Origin of the sequence: Mesorhizobium sp. M1A.F.Ca.IN.020.03.2.1, assembly GCF_004023205.1 — a bacterium.
GTDB lineage: Bacteria > Pseudomonadota > Alphaproteobacteria > Rhizobiales > Rhizobiaceae > Mesorhizobium.
In genome coordinates this window covers 4942-26692 of the sequence record NZ_RZSV01000016.1, presented here as the reverse complement: position 1 = coordinate 26692, position 21751 = coordinate 4942, and the positions used below count along the sequence as shown (strand labels likewise).

Annotated in this window: 20 protein-coding genes; 9 read left to right on the top strand and 11 right to left on the bottom strand. The window is 64.8% G+C overall.

The annotated features are described in order from the left end of the window. Nucleotides 1-4 precede the first annotated feature (4 nt). On the bottom strand, nucleotides 5-1432 hold the full coding sequence (locus EOA79_RS04870) for a PLP-dependent aminotransferase family protein (protein ID WP_095823919.1): 1428 nt from the start codon (nucleotides 1430-1432) through the stop codon (nucleotides 5-7). Nucleotides 1433-1509: 77 nt separating this feature from the next. On the opposite strand from EOA79_RS04870, the gene EOA79_RS04865 reads away from it, so the two are divergent. Together EOA79_RS04865 and EOA79_RS04860 are read left to right on the top strand one after the other, a co-directional pair. Next, complete coding sequence (locus EOA79_RS04865) at nucleotides 1510-2133, top strand: FMN-binding negative transcriptional regulator (RefSeq protein ID WP_127335432.1); 624 nt, start codon at nucleotides 1510-1512, stop codon at nucleotides 2131-2133. Between the two features lie 34 nt (nucleotides 2134-2167). After that, nucleotides 2168-2818 (top strand): LysE family translocator, encoded by a 651-nt coding sequence (locus EOA79_RS04860; protein ID WP_127335433.1) that lies wholly within the window; start codon nucleotides 2168-2170, stop codon nucleotides 2816-2818. 63 nt (nucleotides 2819-2881) lie between these two features. Here EOA79_RS04860 and EOA79_RS04855 read toward each other — a convergent pair whose 3' ends face one another. The 7 genes from EOA79_RS04855 to EOA79_RS04825 all read right to left on the bottom strand — a co-directional run bounded on the left by EOA79_RS04855 (nucleotide 2882) and on the right by EOA79_RS04825 (nucleotide 11869). Then, a complete protein-coding gene (locus EOA79_RS04855; RefSeq protein WP_095823735.1) occupies nucleotides 2882-3355 on the bottom strand; it encodes a DUF4189 domain-containing protein in 474 nt (157 codons plus the stop codon). Between the two features lie 50 nt (nucleotides 3356-3405). Beyond that, nucleotides 3406-4131, bottom strand: a complete 726-nt coding sequence (locus EOA79_RS04850; RefSeq protein ID WP_095823736.1) for a hypothetical protein — start codon at nucleotides 4129-4131, stop codon at nucleotides 3406-3408. Nucleotides 4132-4143: 12 nt separating this feature from the next. Continuing rightward, complete coding sequence (locus tag EOA79_RS04845; protein WP_095823737.1) at nucleotides 4144-4719, bottom strand: invasion associated locus B family protein; 576 nt, start codon at nucleotides 4717-4719, stop codon at nucleotides 4144-4146. A gap of 8 nt (nucleotides 4720-4727) precedes the next feature. Beyond that, on the bottom strand, nucleotides 4728-8855 hold the full coding sequence (locus EOA79_RS04840) for a YadA-like family protein (RefSeq protein WP_095823738.1): 4128 nt from the start codon (nucleotides 8853-8855) through the stop codon (nucleotides 4728-4730). After that, nucleotides 8852-9307, bottom strand: a complete 456-nt coding sequence (locus EOA79_RS04835) for a hypothetical protein (RefSeq protein ID WP_095823739.1) — start codon at nucleotides 9305-9307, stop codon at nucleotides 8852-8854. Before EOA79_RS04835 ends, EOA79_RS04840 begins: the two co-directional genes overlap by 4 nt. A gap of 187 nt (nucleotides 9308-9494) precedes the next feature. Then, on the bottom strand, nucleotides 9495-10013 hold the full coding sequence (locus EOA79_RS04830) for an AraC family transcriptional regulator (RefSeq protein WP_095823740.1): 519 nt from the start codon (nucleotides 10011-10013) through the stop codon (nucleotides 9495-9497). 332 nt (nucleotides 10014-10345) lie between these two features. Then, on the bottom strand, nucleotides 10346-11869 hold the full coding sequence (locus EOA79_RS04825) for a helicase HerA-like C-terminal domain-containing protein (protein WP_095823741.1): 1524 nt from the start codon (nucleotides 11867-11869) through the stop codon (nucleotides 10346-10348). 268 nt (nucleotides 11870-12137) lie between these two features. Between EOA79_RS04825 and EOA79_RS04820 the strand changes: the two genes are divergently transcribed. The 4 genes from EOA79_RS04820 to EOA79_RS04805 all read left to right on the top strand — a co-directional run bounded on the left by EOA79_RS04820 (nucleotide 12138) and on the right by EOA79_RS04805 (nucleotide 16522). Beyond that, nucleotides 12138-13580, top strand: a complete 1443-nt coding sequence (locus EOA79_RS04820; RefSeq protein WP_095823742.1) for a methylmalonyl-CoA mutase family protein — start codon at nucleotides 12138-12140, stop codon at nucleotides 13578-13580. Further along, nucleotides 13577-15700 carry a methylmalonyl-CoA mutase gene (gene scpA, locus EOA79_RS04815; protein ID WP_095823743.1) on the top strand — a complete coding sequence of 708 codons (2124 nt, stop codon included), beginning with the start codon at nucleotides 13577-13579 and terminating at the stop codon, nucleotides 15698-15700. The genes EOA79_RS04820 and scpA overlap by 4 nt, the downstream gene beginning before the upstream one ends. A gap of 208 nt (nucleotides 15701-15908) precedes the next feature. After that, a complete protein-coding gene (locus EOA79_RS04810; RefSeq protein WP_067320863.1) occupies nucleotides 15909-16139 on the top strand; it encodes an AbrB/MazE/SpoVT family DNA-binding domain-containing protein in 231 nt (76 codons plus the stop codon). Further along, nucleotides 16136-16522, top strand: a complete 387-nt coding sequence (locus EOA79_RS04805) for a type II toxin-antitoxin system death-on-curing family toxin (protein WP_095823744.1) — start codon at nucleotides 16136-16138, stop codon at nucleotides 16520-16522. Before EOA79_RS04810 ends, EOA79_RS04805 begins: the two co-directional genes overlap by 4 nt. Here EOA79_RS04805 and greA read toward each other — a convergent pair. Then, nucleotides 16519-17001: a transcription elongation factor GreA gene (gene greA / locus EOA79_RS04800; RefSeq protein WP_066997710.1), complete on the bottom strand. Its 483-nt coding sequence runs from the start codon at nucleotides 16999-17001 to the stop codon at nucleotides 16519-16521. The genes EOA79_RS04805 and greA overlap by 4 nt on opposite strands. A gap of 106 nt (nucleotides 17002-17107) precedes the next feature. Here greA and EOA79_RS04795 point away from each other — a divergent pair, with 106 nt between their 5' ends. Beyond that, nucleotides 17108-18484 (top strand): TIGR03808 family TAT-translocated repetitive protein, encoded by a 1377-nt coding sequence (locus EOA79_RS04795; protein WP_095823920.1) that lies wholly within the window; start codon nucleotides 17108-17110, stop codon nucleotides 18482-18484. On the opposite strand, the gene EOA79_RS04790 is transcribed toward EOA79_RS04795, so the two are convergent. Both EOA79_RS04790 and EOA79_RS04785 read right to left on the bottom strand, forming a co-directional pair. After that, nucleotides 18481-19485: an asparaginase gene (locus tag EOA79_RS04790; RefSeq protein WP_095823745.1), complete on the bottom strand. Its 1005-nt coding sequence runs from the start codon at nucleotides 19483-19485 to the stop codon at nucleotides 18481-18483. The genes EOA79_RS04795 and EOA79_RS04790 overlap by 4 nt on opposite strands. 49 nt (nucleotides 19486-19534) lie before the next feature. Beyond that, the gene (locus EOA79_RS04785) at nucleotides 19535-20701 is read right to left on the bottom strand and encodes an acetyl-CoA acetyltransferase (RefSeq protein WP_095781573.1); all 1167 of its coding nucleotides are present in this window, start codon (nucleotides 20699-20701) and stop codon (nucleotides 19535-19537) included. 188 nt (nucleotides 20702-20889) lie between these two features. Here EOA79_RS04785 and betI point away from each other — a divergent pair, with 188 nt between their 5' ends. Together betI and EOA79_RS33435 are read left to right on the top strand one after the other, a co-directional pair. Then, nucleotides 20890-21480 (top strand): transcriptional regulator BetI, encoded by a 591-nt coding sequence (gene betI, locus EOA79_RS04780; protein WP_095823746.1) that lies wholly within the window; start codon nucleotides 20890-20892, stop codon nucleotides 21478-21480. Then, nucleotides 21477-21751, top strand: a 275-nt coding sequence (locus EOA79_RS33435; protein WP_245489840.1) for a sulfatase-like hydrolase/transferase, incomplete at its 3' end; no start/stop codon positions are given. The genes betI and EOA79_RS33435, both read left to right, overlap by 4 nt.

Sequence of the window (21751 nt, the reverse complement as noted above, 5' to 3'; positions counted from 1 at the left end):
TTCGTCAGCGGTGCTTGGCGAGGATGTCCGCCAGCACCGCAACGCCGCGGCGCAACGCCTCCGCGTCGAGACCAGCATATCCCATGATGAAGCCCGCCGTTTCGGGCCGCGGCTCGGCCGGATCATAGAGCGGCGATACCGGATAGAGGCCGATCCCCGCAGCACGTGCGTCGGCGATGATCGCCGGCTCGCATCCAGAATCGATGCCGTTCAACCAGGCCACGACGTGCAGGCCCGTGTCGGCCCCAGCAACAGTCACCTTTGGCCCGATATGATCGGCGAGCGCCCGCAGCAGGACTTTTCGGCGCTCGGCATTTTTCCTGCGGATGCTGCGGACGTGGCGCTCGTAAGCGCCGCTCGTCAGCAGGTCGGCCAACACGTCCTGCTCCAGCATCGGAGCATGCCGGTCGGTCAGGCGCTTTGCCTCGCTGAAGGCCCGACGCAGGCCGGCGGGGACGACCAGATAACCGAGCCGCAAGGTGGGCGAGAGCGTTTTGGACAGCGTGCCGACATAAATGACGGAGCCTGGATCGAGCGTCTGCAGAGGCGGGATGGGCGCGATGTCGTGGCGGTATTCGCCGTCGTAATCGTCTTCGACGACATAGGCGCCTAATGCCGTGGCCCAGGCCAGGAGGGAATGCCGCCGCGTCGCCGAAAGCACGCCGCCGAGCGGAAACTGGTGCGATGGCGTGACGTAAGCCAGACGGGCCGGCGGCAGCGCATCCGTCCTTAGCCCGTCAGCGTCGACCGCAACTGGCACGGCGACGCCGCCCGCGGCCGTGAAGGCATGGCGGGCCAGCATATAGCCCGGATTCTCGATCACGAACGGATCGCCGGGGTCGAGCAGCAGCCGCGCGCAGAGGTCGAGCCCTTGCTGGGAGCCGTTGACGATGGCGATCTGGTCCGGCGCGCAGTTGATGCCGCGTGCGCGCCAGAGATAGGTTTGAAGGGCGCTGCGAAGAACAAGCGATCCCTGCGGGTCGCCATAGCGCAACCGTGCGCCGCGCCGCAGAATGGCTTTGTTCGAGGCCCGTCGCCAAGCCAGGACCGGGAAGTCCGCCCCGGACAGGTCGCCATAGCGGAAATCCGCAACCTTGGCCGGCTGCTGTTCCACCGGCGAAGGCAGAGCCAGCAGCCTGCGCGCGAACGTCGATAGGTTGCGTGGCGAGGCAGCCGCGATGGAAGCCGCCCCTGACGGCCTCTCCAGTCCCGGAGCCACAATGGCACGCGCGCCCTGCCGAATGATCAGGTAGCCTTCGGCGTCGAGCTGGTTGTAGGCCGCCGTCACCGTGGTTCGCGACGCGCCCCATTCGGCGGCAAAGGCCCGCGACGACGGCAGCCGATCGCCGGGCCGGTAAACGCCGCTGTGGATTTGCGCCTTGATCGCCGCGATGATCCGGCGCGCCACGCCTTCCTGCTCCAACTGGACCATCGAAAACCTGCAAAACTGGATGTTCCAAGCAAGCCAGCTTTCCTGCATCCTTAAATGCAATGCAAGGAGTTTCCGCCATGTACATTCCGCCCGCCTTCCGCGATGACAACAGGGAGAGCCTCATGGCGACGATCCGCGCAGCACGGCTGGCGACGCTGGTCACCGCCACGGCGGAAGGACCGCAGGCGACGCCATTGCCGCTCTTGCTCAACGAGAGCGAGGGCGAGCATGGAACAATCTACGGCCATGTCGCGAAGGCAAATCCGCAGTGGCGCGCACCGGTTCTGGGCGATGGCCTGGCGATCTTCATGGGGCCCGACGCCTATGTGACGCCGGCTTGGTATCAGACCAAGCAGGAGACCGGAAAGGTAGTGCCGACTTGGAACTACCTGGCCGTTCATGCCTATGGGCCGATCGAATTCTTCGAGGACGCCGACAGGCTGCTCGAGATCGTCACGCGCCTGACCAATCTCCACGAAGGCGGACGCCCCTCGCCTTGGTCCGTATCGGATGCGCCGCCGGATTTCATCCAGGCACAACTCAAAGGCATTGTCGGCTTGCGCATGCCGATCACGCGGCTCCAAGGCAAGCGCAAGATGAGCCAGAACCGCAACGCGGCCGATCGCGCCGGTGTCGCCACTGGTCTAGCAGCGAGCGACCGGCCTTCGGATCGCGACGTCGCCCAAATGATCCCGTCTTGACATCCGACCCAGTCCAATTGCCAGCGAGCCGATCATGCCGGACCTGACACTATTCGCCTTGTACTTCGCCGCGGCGCTGCTGCTTGCCATCACGCCCGGACCGGGCATCTTCTATGTCGCCGCGCGCACCCTGGCCGGAGGCCGCGCTGAAGGCGTCGCCTCCAGTTTCGGGACGGGCCTGGGCGGCATGGTTCATGTGCTTGCCGGAAGCCTGGGCGCTTCAGCCCTCGTGCTCGCGAGCGCCGAACTCTTTACGGCGCTGAAGTTGATCGGCGCCGTCTACCTCGTCTGGCTCGGCTTGCGCACCTTCCAGTCCGCCCGCCGCGAGGCAAAGACAAAACTGGAAGGTGGCGCGCCGACGCCTGCGGTCGGCGTTGGCCGCGCGTTTCGCGAAGGGGTGCTGGTCGAGGCGTTGAACCCGAAGACGGCCGCCTTCTTCCTGGCCTTCATTCCGCAATTCCTGGATCTCGGCGCCGGCCACGTCGCCTTGCAGTTCATGGTGCTCGGCTTCGTGTCGGTGACGCTCAACACGCTGGCCGATATCGTGGTCGCCTTCGCGGCCGGCCGCATCAGGGAAGGCGCGGCAGGCCGTTCCGGCATCATACGCGGGATGCGGGAGGCGTCCGGCGGCGCGATGATCGCGCTGGGCATCGGCCTCGCCGTAGCCAAGCGCCCTGCCCTCTGATCGCCTAGGCCAGGCCGGCGACTGGGCTCATCCGAATCTTGCCGCGACCGCCTCGTCCGTCCGTCAGGTGCAGACCCATTCGCGGATCTTGCACTCCCTCGCCTCGCCGCCACATTGGGCCGTGGCCTTGTCCTCGGCTTCACGGCGTGTCGTGGACGAGGCGGCGCCCCAGAACGGAGTTGCCGCGCCGCGGCGCTTGCCGACCGACAGAGCGGCGCAGTGTTCATAGGGGAAGCCGGTGCCGTCATCGTCGTTCCAATGGCGATGGTTGCGGAACACTTCGACCACCCGGCAGCCCTTGCCGTCTGCATTCTCACAGTGCTTGAACGCGATGTCTTCCGCTTCCTGACGCTTGTCGGCGCCCCAGAAGAAGCCGTGACGGCCGTCGCCGGGCGAATAGGCGATCGCGCCCCAGATGCCCTTTTCCTCGCCCGTTTCAGCCGGCGGCGGAGACACCAGGTCGGCCGCATGGCTGGCGATCGTAAGCCCGGCCAGCGCCGCCAGCAGCGGGAATGAGAGGCGACGGTCGATCAGCATGTTCGTAGCTCCCAATGCAGCTGTTCAAGATCGGTGGTTGTGCCCGGCGGCTATCCGCCCATGCGTGCGACCGAGACGACGATGCAGGTGTTCCCGACTGGGACCAGCAGCGCCTGGCCGCCATTGTTGGCCAGGTTGAAAAGCATCGTGTTCGAAAGGTTGTCCGCCAAAAGGCTGCCCTTCGGCAGCGTGCCGGCGACCTCCTGACAAGAGCGCTGGAACGGCGCCACGCGCACGAAGCCGCCCTCGCAGGTCTGCCCGAGAGGCGAGGCATAGACGATACCGGCCGCCTCGGTTTTATAGTCCGGCAGATTGTAGCTCATCCCGGCGAGCGCCTGCACGGCGTGCGTATCGGGCGAGGTCTTGTCCCATTGCGTCTGGACGGCATAGGTCGATCCCGCGGTCAGGGCCTGTCCGAGCGTGGCAAAGAGATTGGCGCAGGTGCGTACGCCCGCCTGAGCGACATGCGCCTGAAACGGATTCTTGTTCGCCGAGCTGTCTGCCGGCGCGGGCGTGGCTTGCGTCGACTCTGCCTGCTCGGGCGCCTGTGCTTGCGCGGAAGCGGTGCCGGCCACGAATGTCCCAAGCGAGGGGAAGACACGGAACGACACGATGACCGCCGCCGCGACCACGACGGCGAATGCACCGAGCAGCGCCGTGTTCCGCAACAGCCGCCAGGCCGACGAACGCGTCGGCGGCGAGCCGGCCGGCGGCTCCGGCAGCGCAACGGACTCGGAGCGCGTCAGAATTCTGTCCTCTATGGATTGGCGTGTCATCTCAAGCTCTTTCTAGTTGATGGCCGACAGCGCGGCCTTGAGCCCCTGGAGCGGGGCATCAAGTCTGACGGTCGCTCCTGACGGCAGGGAATAGGAAACCTGGACGGTGGTTTCTTTGCCGATCTGTTCGCGAAGCACGGGGCCGACCGGCAAATAGCCGACACAAACCGAGGCGTCGCAGGCATGCAGCTGAACATCCACCGGCTGCTTGCGGCCGGCAAATTTGAGCGAAAGCTTGCTTCCGGCGTCGGCCTGGCTGGGGGCCCGCAATATCATGAAAGGCTTGCCCTTCTCGTCGGCTGCCAGCGACCAGCTGAAGACCGGTGCCTGGCTCTGGTCGATGAAGGACTGACTGATGTTGCAAACCCGCTTCCTAGCCTGCAGGTTCTCATCGCAGATCAGGATCCAGTTCTCGAACGGGCGGGTGGTTCGCTGATACTGGCCGAGCTTGACGTCCGGAGGCACCGCGACATCCGAAGGCTTTATCCGATAGGCGGACGGCACCGCCTCCTGTCCGACCGCGCGCAGGCCGGACAGGAGCAGGCAAGCCATGGAGAATGCGACAGCAGCGACCGCGTGCCGGGGCATGGAGAGGCTCAGTTCAACGTGAAGCTGACGCCCGCGCCGACACCCCAGTGCCCGCCGGCCGTCGTGCCCGAGAGGTTCGCTCTCGCGCGCCCATCCTCGCTGGTGTAGCCGGCGCCGAACGCGACCGCTCCCTCGCCGCGCCAATAGCCGCCGCCGGCCGCCACGCTGACCTTGCCGGGACGATCGTCATAGCGCAGCGAGGCGGCCGCAAGGCCGATCGCGGCGGCCTGACGCGCCTCGCCCCGAGCCTCACCCATGTCCATATTGAGCTGACTGAGCTTGGAGTCGGTGTAGGCATTGGCCTGCTGCAGCGTGGTGGCCGCCACCTGATTGGTGTAGGTCTTGGAGTTGTCGAGCGTGGTCGCCAGCCCAAGATTGAGTTGCTGCACGTTGACTGCATCGGTGTCGGCGGTGCCAGCGCCGACATTGTGGATGACGACAGGCGCATTCGCGTCGCCGCCGACGAGCGTCAGCGAGTTCGACTTGGTGCCATCCGGGTTCTTGTCGTACTGGACTGCGAACTCGTTCAGATTGCCGACGCTCCCCTGCACTGCTTCGACGGCCTGATTGGTCGCGTAGAGCTGACTGCCGTTGATGGCATCCGTAGAGGTGGCACTGATCCGGCCCGCCGCCACGTTGGTGACGGTGCGCTCGTTGCCGACGCTGCCGACGCTGACCGTGCTCGTCGGAGCGGTTCCGGCGAAGGTGTAGGCGACGCCGTTGATGGTCGTGCCCGTCGTGGCGACCGCCGCCGCCGTCGTCGAGCCCGCACCGAGCGCGACGCTGCCCGGCTCGTTGGCCGTGGCGCCGGCGCCGAGCGCCATCGACTGGGCACCGTTGGCGGTCGAGTTCGTCCCTAGCGCGATGCTGTCTGCCGCATTGACAGTCGAGGTCTGGCCGATCGCGATGCCGCCCGGTGCCGTCGACTGCACGATGGCGCCGTTACCCATGCCTATGCCGTTGTCGCCGTTGACGGTGGTGCGCGGACCGATCGCAACCGAATCGATGCCGGCCGCAAGCGAATCCGAGGCGGTCGAATTGGCGTGGAAGTACATGGTTCCCGTCACCGCGAAGGAGCTCAGCGCGCCCTTCAACTGGCGCAGCGTCACCGCGTCCTGGTCCTCCGTGGCGTCGGCAACGTTGATGATCTGACGATAGGAGGTGGAGGTGCCGACCGAGACGGCGCCGAGCAGACTCATGTCCGCAGTGTTGTAGGGGATGAGCCCGGTGCCGGAGAGGATCGATCCCGATGTCGGCGCCACCGCACGATCCGAAACCGAGCCGGCACCGAGCGCAACGCCGCCAAGGATCGTGGCTTGAGTGCCCCGGCCGAGCGCCAGCGAATCGCCGGCGGAGGCCGTCGCCTGGTAGCCGAGCGCGGAGGAGCCCACCCCTTGCGCGAAGGCATCGGCGACGGGCAGCGTCGTGTCGTTGGTGCGGACATAGCGGATACCCTCACCGTTGGCATCTGTATAGGCGGTCGACGTGTCGCCGGCGAAGCTGTTGATCGTGTTGCCGAGATTGGTGATGTCAGCGGTGTTGGCGGCGATGTCGGTGGTGTTCTGCGTCACTTGCTGGTTGGTCGCGAAGAGCTGCGAGCCGTTCACCGCGTCGGTCGAGGAGCCGTTCAACTGCCCGGCCGCGACGTTCTGGATCTGGCGCTCCGCGCCGGCCGAGCCGACCGAGAAGGCACCGGCCGGCGTCCCGCCGGCAAAGGTGTAGGTCGCGCCGCCGATGACCGTGCTGCCGACCGCGGTCGTGGTGCCCGAAACCGCGTTCAGGCCGATTGCGACATCGCCGGCATTGGCGGCGACGGCATTGGGGCCGATCGCAACGGAATCCGTTCCCAGCGCCTGGGAATCGGCGAGCGTGGAATTGGCATGGAAATACTTGATGCCGCCGCCGTTGTTGATGTCGGTGAGCGACGTGCTGAGATTGGCGATATCGGTGGTGTTCTGCGTAACCTGTTGGTTGGTCGCGAAAAGCTGCGAGCCGTTGATCGCGTCAGTCGAGCTGCCGCTAATGCGTCCTGCGGCGAGGTTTGTGAGGGTCCGCTCAGCGCCCGGCGCCCCAATGCTGACTGTCGAGGTCGGCGTCGTTCCGGCGAAGGTATAGGCCGTGCCCCCGATCGTCGTGCCGGAGGTGCCGACGGCCACCTGGGTGACCGAGCCCGAGCCGAGGGCCACATCACCGGAGCTTGCCGTGGCGGTCGCGCCATTGCCCAGCGCGACATTCCCGACGAAGCCGGTCGCACCCGCGGTGGAACCGTTGCCCAGCGCCACGGAACCCTGCCCGATCGCCTTGTTGTTGTTGCCGATCGCAACCGCGCCGGCGGCCTGGTTGGCGGCGGTGGCGCTGGCCGTGCCGTCGCTGTTGGCGATGTTGTTGGCGCCACCGGTGAAGGCGCCAGTGCCGCTGGCATAGCTCGGATCGCCGATGGCGACCGCGCCGTCACCATAGGCGGAGTTGCCGGCGCCGATGGCGACGGCCTTGCCGCCATCGGCGGTCGCGCCCGTGCCCATGGCGATGGAGTCGGCGGAGAGCGCAGCGGACTGCAGACCGACCGCGACGGCGTTGGTTGCCGTCGCCTGGCTCTCGCGTCCCATTGCAAGGGCGTCGTCCGCGGATGCCGTCACGTCCGTACCGATGCCGATGGCGTTGTCTCCACTGGCGCTCGTTGCAAAGGTGCTCGAGCCGACATAGACGGCACCTATTCCGGTCGCTCTCGTGCCTGCGCCGAGAGAGATGGAGTTCTGGGCGGTGCTTTGGGCGCCGCGGCCGAGCGCAGTGCTGTTGAGTCCGGTGGCGCGGGATTCACGTCCGACGGCGGTGGAATTGTCTGCGCTGGCTACGGTGCCGATGCCGAGCGCGGTACTGTCGAGGCCCCCGGCGCTGGCGCTGACGCCGGCAGCGAGAGAATTGTCTCCTGCCGCACTTGCTCCGGACCCGAAAGAGGAGGCGTTTTGGCCGCTGGCCACGGCCGTGTTGCCAATCGCCGTGGCTGCAGCGCCGCTTGCAATTGAGGCAGGTCCCATCGCGACGGCGAAAGCGCCGGAAGAGAGCGAGTTGGTGCCGATCGCGATGCTATTGGGCAGGGCCGTGTTGGCCTGAACGCCTGCCTGCGCGCCCAAACCCAAGGCGATGGACTGGTTGCCCCAAGCGCTTGCCGTGTTGCCCATCGCCGTGGCGCTCGTTCCAGTTGCTTTGGTCAGAATGCCGATGGCAACGGTGTTTTGCTGAGATGCCTGCACATCCGTGCCAAGGGCGATGGCGCCCTGCGCAAGGGCACCCGTTCCCGCGACGGTGCGCCCGCCGATATTGATGGAGTTGATCTGTGAAGCGACCGATTGGAACCCGATCGCGATGGCGTTCTGGTTGCTTGCGGTGGCGTTGTTGCCCTGGGCAAACGAATCCACTCCCGACGCTTTCGCCCCATACCCGAGCGCGGTGGCGCGCAGCCCGCTTGCCGCGGCAGCAAGGCCGAGGGCCGAAGCATTCAGGGCAGCGCTCGTCCCATTGCCGATAGCGGTGGCACCTGCGCCGTTTGCAACCGTGTTGACGCCAAAAGCCGATGAGCCATCCCCATTGGCATGGGCATTTCCGCCGACCGCAAGGGCATTGGTGCCGGTGGCGTTCGCAAAGACACCCATGCCTATCGCATTGAGACCATTGGCAGAATTTGCGTAGCCGATGATGATGGAGCCATCGCCGATTGTACTGTTTGCGTCGCCTATCGCCAAGGCGTTCTGGCCATTGGCAACGGTGCCAGAGCCAATTGCGGTTGAGCTGGCGCCGGCGCTACTGCCGCAGCCGATAGCGGTGCTGCCTGCAGTCGCAGCACTGGGATTGGTGCAGTTTGCGGGATTGCTGACAACCCCATTGCCCATGGCAACCTGCGCGAACGCCGCTTGCGGTATCATGATCCCGGCGACGGCGACCAGGGCGCCGGCCGCCCCGCCGGCGCTGAGCATCCCATGCCCCAACCGGTCGCGCTTCAGGCCGAGCACGCGATGCGCGTTGCGCAGCGCGGCCATCAAGCGGCGGCGCAGCGAGCGGCTGTCGGCAGCGCCGGGTACCCAGTTTCCAGCGAAACGCGCCGATGCGCGCCGGGTGTTTCGTGCTTGCCCGAGGTTCATTGCGAGAGTGCCTCCTTTGGTCGGTCGCGCTCGATCACGACAGGTTCCGCCGACCCTGCCGCCGAAGCGTGTCTGCTCAAAAATGGGATGACGATATCGGCGCCGCGCGCCAGAAGCGCATGGCCCTGCTTTTCACCGATCGCCTCGACGCGATCGAGCGTGTTTTCAAGCCAGGAGTCCCCCTCCTCCGGCACGGCCTGCAGCGCTCGCGTGACCCGCTCCTGCGGAATCAGCCTGCCGAGATAGGATCGCACAGCCGCCAGATGGGCAGCAGGCGCGTCGCCCGCGTGAACCACGGCGGTGAGGCCGTAGAGATAATGGGCAAGCAGCATGTCCTGCTTGGCCAGGGGCACGCCATCTCCATAGCGTTTCTCAAGCGTGCTGGATGCCGACACCAGCCAGTAGCCGATCTCCTCGGAAAGGCTGCGGCCGATGGCCGTATCGTCGCTCATGTCCCCTCAGCCCATCTCAGAATCCGCGACAGCCGAATTTGCTGCAGAAAGGCATGCTTTTCAGAATTCTGTATTCCAGCAGATTGCTGTGTATCTATAAATATTCACCAGCTCTTCGCGAGGTTAACACAGAATTACTTTAGATATTCCTTCTATAAGGCAGGCCGGAAATAAAGTTCACAGTAAATTAGCCTCGCCCTATCTTACTCACCCGGCCACGATCAAGCTGCCTTGCCCGCACCTGCAACGGGGTGACGTTGCGATACTTCTTCATCGTGGTGGTGAAGTGGCTTTGGCTCGAGAAGCCACTCAAATCGGCGATGTCCGTGATCGAGAGGCCCCCGTCGGCAAGTAGCTTCTCGGCATAGTCCAGACGAAGCTTGAGGACATACTGATGCGGCGATGCCCCGAACGTCGTAGAGAATGCCCGAGCGAAATGGTAGGGAGACAGATCGCACGCACCAGCCATCTCCGCGAGCGAAAGCTTTCGGGAAAAATTCTTGCTCAAGAATTGCAGCACCAGCCGAGTGTGACCGATCGACAGCCCGCCTTTGGCGTTGAGCAGCGGTCGCCTCTCGGTGGGAATGTCTGAAAACCAGGTCGAGAGATCATCACCGCGCTGCCATTCGGAGTCCCGATTCTCCGGCGTTGCCGCAATCTTGGACGATGCCTTGGGTTTCCCGGCCACAATGGTTCGTGATCGCATGCGGTATCGGCATTATTCAGTTTGCCCCCCGGCAACAACACGTCAAAGGCCACGATTTGAGGCGGTCGGTATTTCAGGAAATTGCGGTTCCGTGGGGAAAAACTTCTCTCACGAAAAATTTAGGTGTCGCTGATGTTACCTGGCAGTCCCCAGGTAAGATCTTATCGTCGTGAGGTAACATAGGGAACAGCCTCTGCATGATGGAGGGCGATGCAAATTCGCTCGGCGCGGCGGACGGGAAATCCGGTTGAAGCTCCTTGCCCGAGACGGCGACCACGCGCTGCGGTCGGGATAGGCGTCCGTGGTCCCGTACGAAAGCGGACGGCCTCCCGCTAACGCCCCCTTGCCAGACTCCCCAGGATGCCGCGCACTATCGCGCGGCCGACGGAAGAGCCCACCGAACGCACCACCGACTTGATCGCGGCTTCGGCCACTGTCTGACGGTTGGAGGACCGGCGGCCCGACCCTCCCAACACATCGTCGAAGCCCGGAATTGTCCAGCGCGAGCCGCCGGTGCCCGCCTGCTGCGCCTGCGCTTCGGCTTCCTGCGCCTCCCTGGTCTTCTTCTGCAGTATCTCGAAGGCCGAGTCGCGATCGACCGCTTGATCGTACTGCCCGGCGACCGGGCTCTCGGCAATGACCTTGCGGCGCTCGTCGGGTGTGATCGGCCCGAGCCGCGACGACGGCGGGCGAATCAATGTGCGCTGTACCATGGCCGGCACGCCCTTATCCTCCAGCATCGAGACCAGCGCCTCGCCGGTGGCGAGCTGGGTAATCGCGGTGGCGCAGTCGAAATCCGGGTTGGGCCGGAAGGTGTCGGCCGCCGTCCGCACCGCCTGCTGCTCGCGCGGCGTATAGGCGCGCAACGCGTGCTGCACGCGGTTGCCGAGCTGGGCCAAAACCTTTTCCGGAATGTCGAGCGGGTTCTGGGTGACGAAATAGACGCCGACACCCTTGGAGCGGATCAGCCGCACCACCTGCTCGACGCGATCAACCAGCACCTTCGGCGCGTCCTCGAACAAAAGATGCGCCTCGTCGAAGAAGAAGACCAGCTTCGGCCGCTCGAGATCGCCGACCTCGGGCAGTTCCTCAAACAGCTCCGACATCAGCCAGAGCAGGAAAGTTGCGTAGAGCCTGGGATTCATCATCAGCTTATCGGCGGCCAGAACGCTGATCGCGCCGCGGCCGTCGCGGGTGGTGCGCATCAAATCGGCGATGCGCAGCGCCGGCTCGCCGAAGAAGTTCGCGGCGCCCTGCTGCTCAAGCACCAGAAGCGTGCGCTGGATGGCGCCGACGGAAGGCTTGGTGACATTGCCGTAGCGTGCGCTGAGCTCGTCGGCTCGCTCGGCGATGTTGGCGAGCAGCGCCTGCAGATCTTTGAGATCAAGCAGCAGCAGGCCCTCTTCGTCAGCGATGCGGAAGGCGATGTTCATGACACCTTCCTGCGCTTCGGTGAGGTTCATCAGCCGCGACAAAAGCAGCGGCCCCATTTCCGAGATGGTGGCACGGATCGGGTGACCCTGCTCGCCGAACAGATCCCAGAAGATGACCGGGTATTCCTGAAACTGATAGGGATCGAGCTTCACCTGCTCTGCACGCTTGACCAGGAAATCCTTGGCCTCGCCCATCATGGCGATGCCGGAAAGGTCGCCCTTGATGTCGGCGCAGAAGACCGGGACGCCGGCATTTGAAAAGCCCTCGGCCAAGACCTGCAGGCTGACCGTCTTGCCGGTGCCTGTGGCGCCGGTAATCAGGCCGTGGCGGTTGCCGTAGCGCAGCAGGAGTTCCTCGGCGCGCTGGTAGGAATCATCAGGCTTGCGGCTGGCGCCGATGAAGATGCTGGTGTGGTCAGCCATATGTCCGGTCTCCGCAATCTCTTCCGCCAAAAACGCCCGGTCTCATGGAGGATAATAACGCGATCGGCGGGCGACAATGCCCACCATCAAATTTGGCGCTATTCGAATTTGACCCTGGCAGCGAAACCACCTTACTTAGCTTGCGGATTTTGCGCATGATTGGCAATCGGTTAGCGGCTGCCGGAACAACCGCGACGGATGTCGCATTGTGATATGCGGCGGGGGACCATAGACTGGTGGCTGATGCGGCCGAGAGACGAGGAGTGCGATGGGCGCCGGCGCCTTGACTAGGGATGTCGACCTTCCAGACCCGGACGCCAAGCGCTGGCTGGCGCTGGCGGAAAAAGCGCTTGCCGGCGGCGCTTTCGAACAGAAGCTTGTTTCGCACACCGATGACGGCATCCGCATCGAGCCGCTCAGCGAGCGTTCGACGACAGCCGAGCCGCTGGTGCGCACCAATCCGAAGTCGCCATGGATCGTCAGCCAGCGCATCGACGATCCCGATATCGCCCGCGCCAGCGCCCAGGCGCTGCAGGACATCGCTGAGGGCGCGACCGGCCTGTCGCTGGTTTTCGAGGGTGCGCCGAATGCCTTCGGCTTTGGCCTGCCGAGAACCGCGGAGGCGCTGGAAACGGTGCTCGACGGCGTGCCGCTCAACCGGGTCCAGGTGCGCATCGATGCGCATCCGTGGAGCCGCGCCGTGGCGGATTGGCTGCTCGCCTTCCTGACCCGGCGCCGCTCCGATCCGGCGAAGCTCAACCTTTCCTTCGGCATCGACCCGGCGGCGATCTTCGCCGGCACCGGACGGCTGCGCACCTCGATCGAGGCGCTGCAGGAGTCAATGCCGCAATCGCTGGCGCATTTCTTCTCGATGGGCGTGCCCGGCGTGCTGCTCGAAGCGGACGGCCGCGTCTTCCACAATGCCGGCGCCACCGAGGCGCAGGAGCTCGGCACGATGATGGCTTCCGCCGTGTCCTATCTCAGGATGTTCGAGAAGGCGCGCCAGCCGCTGGTCTATGCCGCGCCCTATATCGGCTTTGCCCTCAGCGTCGACCAGGACCAGTTCCTGTCGATGGCCAAGGTGCGGGCGTTGCGCAAGCTCTGGGCGCGGATCCAGGAAGCCTGCTCGATCCCGGCCTCGACGGCGAACGTCCACGCCGAGACCTCCTATCGCATGATGGCGATGGCGGATCCGGAAACCAACATCCTGCGCACCGCGATTGCCGCTTTTGCCGCGGCGACCGGCGGCGCTGATTCCGTCTCGATCCTGCCGCACACCATCGCGCATGGACTGCCGGCCGGTTTGGCGCGCCGCGTCGCCCGCAACGCGCAGCTGATCCTGGCGCATGAGAGCCATCTCCATCACGTGGCCGATCCGGCCAGCGGCTCCGGAGCGGTCGAGGCGCTGACCGACGGTCTTTGCGCGGCGGCTTGGGAAGAATTCCAGCGCATCGAGGCCGAGGGCGGCGTGCTCAACAGCCTGCAGCAGGGCTATATCCAGAACCGTGTGCAGACGGCCGCCGCGAAGCGCAATGCCGTCTATCGGGCCGGCGAACGAGGCATCATCGGCACCACCTTGTTCCGCACCGGCAGCGAGCGCCCCGTCGAGACATTGAAAGCCGAACGCCGGCCCGCGCTGACAGAAGGCGTGGCGACCTGCGAGCCGCTGTTTCCAGTTCGCATCGATCAGTCGATCGGAGCCGGCTCATGATCCCGGATTTCAGCCAGATCGGCTGGTCGGCGCCGCGCCGCGCGCCGGTCGAGCTCAAGGGCCAGCGGATGACGCCGGAAGGCATCGCCCTGAAACACCTCTACACGCAGGCCGACCTCAAGGGCCTGGCCAATCTCGACACCTATCCGGGCCTGCCGCCCTTCGTGCGCGGCCCCTACCCGACCATGTATGTTCAGCAGCCCTGGACGATCCGGCAATATGCCGGCTTCTCGACGGCGGAGGAATCCAACGCTTTCTACCGGCGCAACCTCGCGGCCGGCCAGAAGGGCCTGTCGGTCGCCTTCGACCTCGCGACCCATCGCGGCTATGACAGCGACCATCCGCGCGTCGCCGGCGATGTCGGCATGGCGGGCGTGGCGATCGATTCCATCCTCGACATGCGCCAGCTGTTCGACGGCATTCCGCTCAACGAGATGACGGTGTCGATGACCATGAACGGCGCCGTGCTGCCGATCATGGCGCTCTATATCGTGGCGGCGGAGGAACAGGGTGTCGCGCAGAAGGACCTCGCCGGGACCATTCAGAACGACATTCTGAAGGAGTTCATGGTCCGCAACACCTACATCTATCCGCCGAAGCCTTCGATGCGGATCGTGTCGGACATCTTCGCCTATACCTCGCGGCACATGCCGAAATTCAATTCGATCTCGATCTCCGGCTATCATATGCAGGAGGCGGGCGCGACGGCCGACCTCGAACTCGCCTACACGATCGCCGACGGCATCGAATATGCGCGCGCCGGCGTCGCCGCGGGTCTCGACATCGACCGGTTTGCGCCGCGCCTTTCCTTCTTCTGGGCGATCGGCATGAACTTCTTCATGGAGGTCGCCAAGCTCAGGGCCGCGCGGCTGCTCTGGTCGAGCCTGATGAAGAAGAATTTTGCGCCGAAGGACGAGCGCTCGCTGTCGCTGCGCACCCATTGCCAGACATCGGGCTGGTCGCTGACGGCGCAGGATCCCTACAACAACATCACGCGCACGATGATCGAGGCGATGGCGGCAACGCAGGGACATACCCAGTCGCTGCACACCAATTCCTTCGACGAGGCGATGGCGCTGCCGACCGACCATTCGGCCCGCATTGCCCGCAACACGCAGCTCATCCTGCAAAAGGAATCCGGCACCACGCGCATGATCGACCCGTGGGGCGGCTCGGCCTATGTCGAGCGGCTGACACATGATCTGGCGGCCCGCGCGCTCGCCCATATCGAGGAGGTCGAAAACCTCGGCGGCATGGCGGCGGCGATCGAGAAAGGCATTCCGAAGCTGCGCATCGAGGAAGCGGCGGCGCGCACCCAGGCACGCATCGATTCCGGCGAGCAGGTGCTGGTCGGAGTCAATGCGCATCGCCCGGAAGCCGACATCGAGGTCGATGTGCTGAAGATCGATAATGCCGAGGTCAAGGCCCGGCAATTGGCGAAGCTGCAGCGGCTCAAAGGCACGCGCGACGTCGCGGCCCTGGAGGATGCGCTAACCGCCCTCACCCGCGCGGCTGAAAGCGGCGAGAACCTGCTCGAATTCGCGATCCGCGCGGCGCGGGCCAATGCGACCGTCGGCGAGATCTCGCTGGCGTTGGAGAAAGTGTTCGGGCGCCATGCAGCCACCGTGCAGACCATCTCCGGCGTCTATCGCGACGCGCTCGGCGACAATCCGGCGGTCGATCGGCTCAAGGACAAGCTCGAAGCCTTCGAAAAGAAATCCGGTGCAAAGCCGCGCATCCTGGTCGCCAAGATGGGCCAGGACGGCCATGATCGCGGCCAGAAGGTGATCGCCAGCGCCTTTGCCGATCTCGGCTTCGAGGTCACCGTCGGACCGATGTTCCAGACGCCGGAGGAGATCGCAAAGCTGGCGGTGCAGCATGATGTCGACATCATCGGCGCGTCCTCGCTCGCGGCCGGACATCTGACGCTGATCCCCGAGCTCAAGGAGGCGCTGAGGAAGCTCGGCCATGGCGACATGCTGATCGTCGCCGGCGGCGTCATCCCGCCACAGGATTACGACGCGGTGCTGAAGGCTGGGGCGGCCGAAATCTTCCCGCCGGGGACCGTCATCCCGCAAGCGGCGGACAGACTGATGGACAGGCTGCTGTCGGTTGAGTGAATAGCCTGTGTCGGGAACTGGTCAAACGCAACTCGTTGCTAAGGCTTATCGGCACAGCTAATGCGCCAATCGAGAGAGGAAGAGGATCCCGTCCTCAACCCGCTTCTTGATGGCGACCATGTCAGTAGTTCCCAATCGGTTGTTATAATTTCCGTTGCAACAACAGGCCCCTCCAGTTATAATTGCCGTTGCAACAGGACGACCTACCATGAACATCACCATTCGAAAGATTGGCAACTCCGAAGGTCTGATTTTGCCGAAAGAGCTTCTCGACCGGCTAAACCTGAAGGCGGGCGACAACGTCATCGTCGTTCAGGAGGGCCAGGAGCTGCGCTTGCGCCGTCTTGAAGACTCTGCCGAAGAATTCGAGCGTAAGATGAAGATCGCGCGCGAACGGATGAAGAAATACGAGGTTGCCTACCGCGCGCTCGCTAAATGACCGAGCATCATTCGCGAGAATTCGTGGAGGCGATGCACGCTGAGCAGTTGCGCCTCCACGGCGGAGCCTCCGGTATACGCGACCAGGGCATGCTGGAATCTGCCTTCGCCCGCCCCCAACAGAAGGAAGCGTGCGGTGAGCCCGATCTTTGTGAACTCGCGGCGGCCTATCTCTTCGGCATTGCGAAGAACCACCCCTTCGTTGACGGGAACAAGCGCACGGCTTTTGCCGCGGCCGATGTGGTTCTCTATTTCAACGGGTTAAGCGTAGAAGCCGAACAGCAGGATGTTATCCAGTTGGTGATGATGGTCGCCGCAGGTGAAATCGATGAGACCGGAGCCGCGGCGTTTTTCCGCGACCATACAGTCAAGCTCAAGGCCTAGTTCTCGGCCTTGTCCGACAGCTTGACGATCTCCCACTCCTTGCCGTTGACGGCAACGACCTCGCCGACCTTCTTGCCGAACAGGGCCATCGCCATCGGCGAGACATGGGAGATGCTGCCTTTCGACGGGTTGGCCTCGTCCTCGCCGACGATGCGCCAGTGGACCTTCTTGCCGTCGCCGTTTTCCAGCGTGACGCCCATGCCGAAGCGGACCACATTGCTGCCGGACTCCGGCACCGAAAGCTCCGCGCTCTCGCGCCGCGCGGTCCAGTAGCGCAGGTCGCGGGACACTATTGCGAGGCGCTCGCGATCGCCGCGTCTTTCGGCCTTGGCCATTTGATCTCGCAATTCGGAGAGATTCTCTTCGATCATCGCGAGTCCCCGCTCCGTTACCAGATTGCGGTGCGGACTGATCGGCCGTTCGCCGACACCGGCAATGGCGTTTTCGCTGTCTTCCTCGCGGGTGAAAGCTCTACTCATAACATGAACTTAAGCTTGGTCAGGCAACTGCACAAGCGGTTTGCCTGCGAGCTGGCCTTGGCACGATTCCTGCGACGGAGCGGTTGAAACGCCAGGACCTGTGCCGATGTTGAACAGACGAACGCTGCTTGCCCGCACCACCGGCCTCGCCGCTGCCGGCCTCTTTGCCGGCAAGGCATCGGCGAAGATGCTGCCCGGCATCGAGAAGGCCACGATGCGCGGCTCGATCAATGCCATCGAAATCGGCTTGCAGCCGGGCGCGCTGGACGACCAGAGCAAGGCCTTCGCCAAGCTGCTCGGCGACGCCAGCGACCGCGATGCGCCGGTGTTTCTGCCGCCCGGGACCTATCTTGTCTCCAACCTGAAGCTGCCTGCCCGCGTGCGCCTTTCGGGCGTCCCGGGGGCGACCCGCATCGTCTATGGCGGCAATGGCCACCTGATGATGGCCGAACAGGCCGAGCATATCGAACTCAGCGGGCTGGTGCTGGACGGCAGCAACCGCTGGCTGGCCGACTATACGCAAGGGCTGCTCGATCTGCGCCGCGTCGCGCATCTCGCCATCGACAATTGCCAGGTCACAGGCAGCGGCAAGAACGGGCTGGCGCTGGAACATGTTTCAGGCCGCATCGGGCGCTGCGATGTTTCGGGCGCGGCAGACGCCGGCATCTATTCGGTCGAGGCCGGCGGGCTGGAGATCTCGGGCAATACCGTCTCGGATTGCGCCAATGGCGGCATTCTCGTGCATCGCTGGCAGCAGGCGGAAGACGGCACCATCGTCAGCGGCAACCGCGTGCAGCGCATCGGCGCGAGGAGCGGCGGCACCGGCCAGAACGGCAACGGTATCAACGCCTTCCGCGCCGGCAATGTCATTATCTCCGCCAACGTCGTGTCGGACTGCGCCTTCTCGGCGATCCGCGCCAACAGCTCCAGCAATCTGCAGATCACCGGCAACACCTGCTCGCGCTCGGGCGAGACGGGGATTTATTCGGAATTCTCCTTCGAGGGTGCGATCCTCAGCAACAATCTGGTCGACGGTGCCGCCAACGGCATCTCGATCGTAAACTTCAACGAAGGCGGCCGCATGGCCGTGTGCTCGAACAATATCGTGCGCAACCTCTCGACCGTCGGCCCCTACACCGCCGACCCGCCGGGCTTCGGCGTCGGCATCAGCGCCGAGGCCGAAACCTCCGTCTGCGGCAATGTCGTGGAGAACGCGCCCCTCTACGGCATGCAGCTCGGCTGGGGTCCTTATCTGCGCAATGTGGTTGCAACGGGCAACATCATCCGCAAGTCCGGCACGGGCATCGTCGTCAGCGTCGTCGAGGGTTCCGGCAGCGCGGTCATTTCGGACAATATCATCGACGCCGCGCAGAACGGCGCCATCATCGGCCAGCGCTGGGCCAATCCGGTGACGGGCGATCTGGCAAGATCAACCTTTACCGGCTACGCGCATCTGACCGTCGAGCGGAACAAGGTCAGTTAGGCCAGCGCCGCCGTCGGCCGCAGCAAGCCCACCTTGGCGCCGATACGGCTTTCGACCGGCGGATGGGCGAGTTCGGCAAGCTTTGCCGCGAGCGCTTCGTCGCTGCGCAGCAGCTTGGCCAGCACGGCGGCGATCATCACCTCGGAGGCGCGGCTGGCGCCGTCATCACATTTCAAGGCGATGCCGAGACCGAGCTCGGGCAAGGCCGCGCAATAGACGCCCTCGGCGCCGGTCTTGACGAAGATGCGGCCGGGCGCGGCCCGCATCAGCGCGAGGTCCGCCTTACCGGTGCCGGCCACCAGGAACGGTTCGGCCATGCAGGCCGAGAGCAGGCGCTTCGCCGCCTTGGCGCGTTCGGGCGCAAAGCCCCTGCCCGTCGCCATACGCGCAAAGCCCAGCGCAAAGCTCTTCAGCGGCACGGCATAGGTCGGGATCGAGCAGCCGTCGGTGCCGCAATGGTCGACATCATGCGCGGCGCCGGTCACCGATTGCATCGCGTCGCGCACCATCTCCTGCAGCGCATGGCCGGCCTTGACGTAGCCGCCATGGGCAATGCCGGAATGCACGCAGGTACAGAGGAAACCGGCATGCTTGCCGGAGCAATTGTTGTGGAGCGGGTTGGGCGCGCTGCCGGCGCGGGCCAGCGCGATCGTCGCAACGTGGCTCGACGGCCAGTGCGCGCCGCATTCGAGCGCCGTCTTATCGAGACCGGCCTTGGCGAGCATTGCTTGCGCCAGTTCGACATGCGCCGGCTCGCCTGAATGCGAGGCGCAGGCCAGCGCCAATTCGCGATCGCCGAAGCCGTAGGCGTCGGCAGCACCGGATTCGAGCAGCGGCAGCGCCTGGATCGCCTTCACCGCCGAGCGTGGAAACACCGGTCGCGCCGTATCGCCGATCTCCCAGACAGGCTTGCCGTCGGCGTCGAAGACAGAAACCGCGCCGCGATGAGCGCTTTCGACCACCGCGCCCCGCGCGACTTCGACCAGAACCGGATTTGCCATGCTGCCTCCCGCACGCGCGCGCCGGGCGCCGCTTCAATGCGGGCCGCTTCTACCTGATCCGATCGAGGATGGAAACGTAGTTGGCCACCGCAGCACCGCCCATGTTGAAGATGCCGCCGAGTTTTGCCCCAGGCACCTGAATGCCGCCGGCCTCGCCGGTCAGCTGCATGGCGGTGAGCACATGCATGGAGACGCCGGTGGCTCCGATCGGATGGCCCTTGGCCTTCAGCCCGCCGGACGGGTTGACCGGCAGCCGGCCGTCCTTGGCCGTGACGCCCTCCAGGGCGAGCTTCGCGCCCTCGCCGGGCTCCGCCAGGCCCATCGCCTCGTATTCGATAAGCTCGGCGATGGTGAAGCAGTCATGCGTCTCGACGAAGGAGAGGTCGTCGAGCGTGACGCCGGCCTTCTTCAGCGCCTGGCCCCAAGCCCGCTCGCAGCCCTCGAAGGAAAGGATGTCGCGCTTCGACATCGGCAGGAAATCCTGGACGTGCTCATTGGCGCGAAAGGTCACGGCGCGGCGCATCTTCAGCGCCGTCGCGGTGTCGGTGAGCACGAGCGCGGCGGCGCCATCCGAGACCAGCGAGCAGTCGGTGCGCTTCAGCGGACCGGCGACGAAGGGATTCTTCTCACTTTCCTGACGGCAGAACTCGTAGCCGAAATCCTTGCGCATTTGGGCATAGGGATTGTCGACGCCGTTTTTGTGGTTCTTGGCGGCAATCATGGCGAGCGCATCCGACTGGTCGCCATAGCGCTGAAAATAGGCCTGCGCGATCTTGCCGAAGACGCCGGCAAAGCCGGCCGGCGTTTCGCCATCCTCGGGCAGGTAGGAGGCTTTCAGCAGGTTCTTGCCGATCTCGGGCCCAGGTGTGGTGGTCATCTGCTCGGCGCCGACCACCAACACGACGCGGGCGGCGTTGGAATCGATGGCGCGGACGCCTTGTCTCACGGCAGCCGAACCGGTGGCGCAGGCATTCTCCACGCGCGTCGCCGGCTTGAAGCGCAGCCGGTCGTCGGCCTGCAGCACCAGGCTCGCGGTGAAATCCTGCGGTGAGAAGCCGGCGTTGAAATGGCCGAGCACGATCTCGTCGACATCGTCAGGGCCGATGCCGGCATGATCGAGCGCGTCCACGGCGACCTTGGTGATCAAGCCCTCCAGCGTCTCGCCTTCGAGCTTGCCGAAACGCGAATGCGCCCAGCCGACGATGCATGCGGTCATGACAGCCTCCATCTGCCGCGCAGCCTAGCACGTCCGGTCGCGGCATGACATTCAATATTGTTCAATAGTGAACCGTTTTCCAGCCGAAGGGATTTGGCCAGAGCGATACGATCGATTGATCCGATGCCGATTTTTTATTGATTGATGCGTCAATAAAAAATAATCTCGCTTCGAACCGGACCCCTCGCATGCCGAAAATCGGAATGGAACCGCTGCGCCGTAAGGCGCTGATCGACGCGACGATCTCGGCAATCGGCGAGCGCGGTTCGCTGGACGTGACCATGTCGGAGATCGCCGGCCGCGCCGGCGTGTCGTCGGCGCTCGCCCATCACTATTTCGGCGCCAAGGACGAGCTGCTCTTCGCCACGATGCGGCACATCCTTGCCGAGCTCAACATCGATACAAGACGAGCGCTTCGCGTCGCCGCGACACCGCGCCAGCGCGTCTCGGCCGTCGTTGCGGTCAGTTTCTCCGACGAGCAGTTCCAGCCGGAGATCATCGCGGCCTGGCTCGCCTTCTATGTCGAGGCGCAGAAATCGACCGAGTTGCGGCGGCTGCTTCGTTTCTATGCGCGGCGGCTCAATTCCAACCTGATGAGCGGGCTGACCGGCATTCTGCCGAGGGCCGAAGCGGACCGCGCTGCGGAAGCGACGGCGGCGCTGATCGACGGACTCTACATTCGGCGCGCGCTGAAGGACGGCGTGCCCGATGCGCAGACAGCGATCGCGCTCGTCGAAGATTATCTCGAAACCAAGCTCAGCGGACGGAGCCTGCCTTGACCACCGAACGACCCAATTTCCTGATCGTCATGGTCGATCAGCTCAACGGCACGCTCTTCCCCGACGGCCCGGCGGATTTCCTGCACGTGCCGCATCTCAAGGCGCTCGCCGCCCGCTCGGCGCGTTTCGCCAACAACTACACCGCCTCGCCGCTTTGCGCGCCCGGCCGGGCCTCGTTCATGAGCGGCCAGCTGCCGTCGCGCACCGGGGTCTATGACAACGCCGCCGAATTCTCGTCCTCGATCCCGACCTTCGCGCATCATCTGCGCTC